Source organism: Niveibacterium sp. 24ML, assembly GCF_026586805.1.
GTDB lineage: Bacteria > Pseudomonadota > Gammaproteobacteria > Burkholderiales > Rhodocyclaceae > Niveibacterium.
In genome coordinates this window covers 1-3,179 of sequence record NZ_JAPFHA010000055.1, presented here as the reverse complement: position 1 = coordinate 3,179, position 3,179 = coordinate 1, and the positions used below count along the sequence as shown (strand labels likewise).

General features: G+C 60.1%; 5 protein-coding genes. All 5 read left to right on the top strand.

Translation table 11 applies throughout. The annotated features are described in order from the left end of the window. Positions 1-395: 395 nt before the first annotated feature. Genes OPU71_RS21075 through OPU71_RS21055 form a run of 5 tightly spaced genes read left to right on the top strand, consistent with a single transcriptional unit; the run spans position 396 to position 2,828 of the window. Entirely contained in the window at positions 396-986 is a 591-nt protein-coding gene (locus OPU71_RS21075) for a hypothetical protein (RefSeq protein ID WP_267730069.1), read from the top strand. A 2-nt stretch (positions 987-988) separates the two neighbouring features. Continuing rightward, complete coding sequence (locus OPU71_RS21070) at positions 989-1,744, top strand: metallophosphoesterase (protein WP_267730070.1); 756 nt, start codon at positions 989-991, stop codon at positions 1,742-1,744. Next, entirely contained in the window at positions 1,741-2,202 is a 462-nt protein-coding gene (locus OPU71_RS21065; protein ID WP_267730068.1) for an HAD domain-containing protein, read from the top strand. Before OPU71_RS21070 ends, OPU71_RS21065 begins: the two co-directional genes overlap by 4 nt. Further along, positions 2,202-2,465, top strand: coding sequence for a hypothetical protein (locus OPU71_RS21060; protein WP_267730067.1), 264 nt, complete (start codon positions 2,202-2,204; stop codon positions 2,463-2,465). The genes OPU71_RS21065 and OPU71_RS21060 overlap by 1 nt, the downstream gene beginning before the upstream one ends. Before the next feature lie 18 nt (positions 2,466-2,483). Next, positions 2,484-2,828: a hypothetical protein gene (locus OPU71_RS21055; protein WP_267730065.1), complete on the top strand. Its 345-nt coding sequence runs from the start codon at positions 2,484-2,486 to the stop codon at positions 2,826-2,828. Positions 2,829-3,179: the final 351 nt, after the last annotated feature.

The following is a 3,179-nucleotide window of genomic DNA, read 5'->3' as shown; positions in this document are numbered from 1 at the left end:
GCAATGCGTGAACAGCCCCTTTGTAAGCGCTTGAACGTAAACGGAAAATTTGCGAATGCATCCCGATGGCATTTCGACGTCAAGTGATTGTCAACAGCCCCTAGCTTAGAAACCGACGCAGACACATCAAAGCTCCGTTGATAGCCGTAATTTGCCACTCAGGCGAGCGTAGGCATATTCTGTAAGAGACGACCAAAACATATGCCGTTCAGATATCCGTAACACACTTCCTGCGAAAGCGGCGTTTGACGGGTTTTGGGTAGCGTAGCCAGGCTCAAACGGTCACCGAAGCCCCGCCTTCAGCCGGGTTTCCTTTTTCAGCGCACCCGACCGCTGCAGCCAACAGTTCCACACACGTAAGGCTCTGCGGCTCCTTCATCGTGGGGAGAAGTATCGTGAAACGACCTGCTTCATCGATCGTGACACCTCGCGTCACGCGACCGCGAGACCTCATCGCGGGCACGGGGGCCTTCTGGATCCCTAGTAACCACGAAACCGACACGAACGCCTTGCGCAACCATCTCTGGGACAGTGTCCTAGCCACCCAGAAGCTGCACGGCCGAGTGGTGGACGTGACGGGGCATCGCATCGCGGATCTGGGCGGCGTGTTCCGCGGGCGGATCTGGGGGCCGCCGATCGCGCCCCGGTATGCCTTACCCGAGGAATATCTGCAGCACGCAGGGGAAGGCAACCTGTGGCGCGGCGGGCTGCCACGCAAGCACCGCTCGACGATCTTCCCGTCGGACATTGCACACCTAGCCGAGAAGCGTGCCGATCTGCTGGTGACGCACAAAGCTTCGAACTCGCTCGCGAATAGCGCTGCCGAACGCGATCGGCTCGCGATACGCCTTGGAGTTCACCGGATACTCCGCGGTCACCATCACTGGGAATACCGCGCCCGAGTCAGAAGCATTGAGGCGCCGGGGGGTGGACTGCGCAGAGGCGTCACGGATGTGGGCCAAACTATTGGCGAAGGCGAGTGCTGACCATGCGCATCCAGTTGCTCTCCGACCTGCACCTTGAACTTGCCCCTTGGACGCCGCCCCAGATAGACGCAGATGTGCTGGTGCTCGCCGGTGACATTCAGGTCGGCACACGCACCGCGGACTGGATCCGACAGCACCGGAATCGCCTGCCTCCTCATATCGTCTATGTCGCCGGCAACCACGAGTTCTACCGCGGCGATTGGGCACGGGTGCTGCGAACGCTACGCTCCCTGCGCCTGACCGGGGGGCACTTCCTCGAAAACAGCTCGACCGAGATTGAGGGCGTGCGCTTTCTGGGCGCGACGCTTTGGACGGACTGCGAGCTCTATGGGGACAGAGACGGTGCGATCAACAGCGCCCATTACATGAATGACTATCGCGCGATACGGGGGGAAGAGGGTCTTCCTCTCTCACCCTGGGACACGATGCGTTGGCACGCGAGATCGCGGGACTGGCTCGATCGCAACCTCTCGGCTCAATACGACGGCCCTACGGTTGTGGTGACGCACCACGCGCCTTCGATCCAGTCAATCGTGCCGCAGTATCTGGACGATCCGGTCAGCGCGTTCTACGCCAGCCGCCTCGACGCAATGCTCGATGGGCGCGCCGCTCTCTGGCTGCACGGCCACTCCCACGCGAGTTCGGACTACACGGTGTGCGGTACCCGTGTCGTTGCCAACCCTGCAGGCTACCTGCTTGCCGACGGCCAACGCGAGAACCCGGATTTCAACCCTGCTTTGATGCTGGAACTCGAATGATTCTGTTCCTCGACTACGACGGCGTGCTGCATCCGCTTAACAAGAAAGAAGCGAAGTTCTGTCGAACAGACTTGCTGGACGCCTTCCTGGTGGAGCACCCGCGAATCGAAGTGGTGCTCTCGACAAGCTGGCGTCAGATATTCCCCTTGCCGGCGCTGCTCGACATGCTCCCAAGCACGATTGCCGAGCGCGTGATTGGTACCACGCCGATCTTCCCGAGCGCAGCACATGAGCAACCGGCGGGCGTCCGGGAACATGAATGCCGCACCTGGTTGTCTAGAAACGGTCGCGGCGATGCGATTTGGCTGGCACTGGACGACAATCCAGCGCTCTTTGCCACGCCCGAGCGAGTCGTGCTTTGCGATCCTCTGGTCGGACTAACGCCGGAGACGATTGATGAGCTGCGGCAGCGATACCGCGACGATAGGGTATCCGAAGGATACGGGATCCATTTCTGATGCCCTGTGGACACCCTATCCACAAAGCGCACCGCCCCAATCAGAACCGACTCGAATCGCTGGCGCTGCGCGATACGCCGATCGCGTTCTACGACAAGATCCACGCTGCCGGACGAGCCGCCGAGGCTGTTGAGTTCAACTTCATTCGTACCAAAAACGATGTTGAGCGCGCTTTCGGCGGGATGATGACCGACGATGCTCTGCGCGAGAAAATGATGCTCGAGGCGGCTGCTCGCGTGGGCAACAACGGTATCTCGGAATAAAGACCTTAGGAGCAAATCATGGGACTGGCAGACGTACTACTTGGCGTAGCGGCCGGCGCGGGAGCCGAGGCTCACAAGGCGCAGGGCAAGATAGCGGCAGCTCGCAACGACGGCGCGCACGAAGGCGCAGTGGCCGCTGCCGTCGCGTTTGGCGAATGGCGGCGGCAAGTCCTGGAGGCGCTGGCAATAGAGAAGGCCGCCAACGATGGCGTTGCCTCCGTGCGTGACGCTTTGGTAATGGAACTTGCGACGGTCGCCCCAAACAGCAGGCTTCTCGACAAGAACAACCGCAACAAGATCTACCACGACACATACATGGTGGCATTGGCGAAGCGGAGAAAGGAAGTGGGTCTCGCAGATTGAACTATCTGCAACCAGCAAACTGAAACGGGCGCCCACGGCGCCCGTGCTCATTCCGCCGACGCATCACTCATGTTTGGGGAGTCCGGCCTGCGCATCCCCAAAGATCCGCTACGGTTCTACAAGTGCAGCCGGCAGCAAGCAGTCGCAACAGTGCATCGATGGCGACCTCGCGCGCGTCTAAAGTCTCTTCTTGCCCTTCTTCGTCGCAGTGGTCTTCATCAGCAAGCGCAACGGGCCTGAGCGTTTGCGCAAACTGCTCCGAAAGAATGCGCCCTAGGGTCTGTTGACAATCACTTGACATCGAAATGCCATCGGGATGCATTCGCAAATTTTCCGTTTACGTTCAAGCGC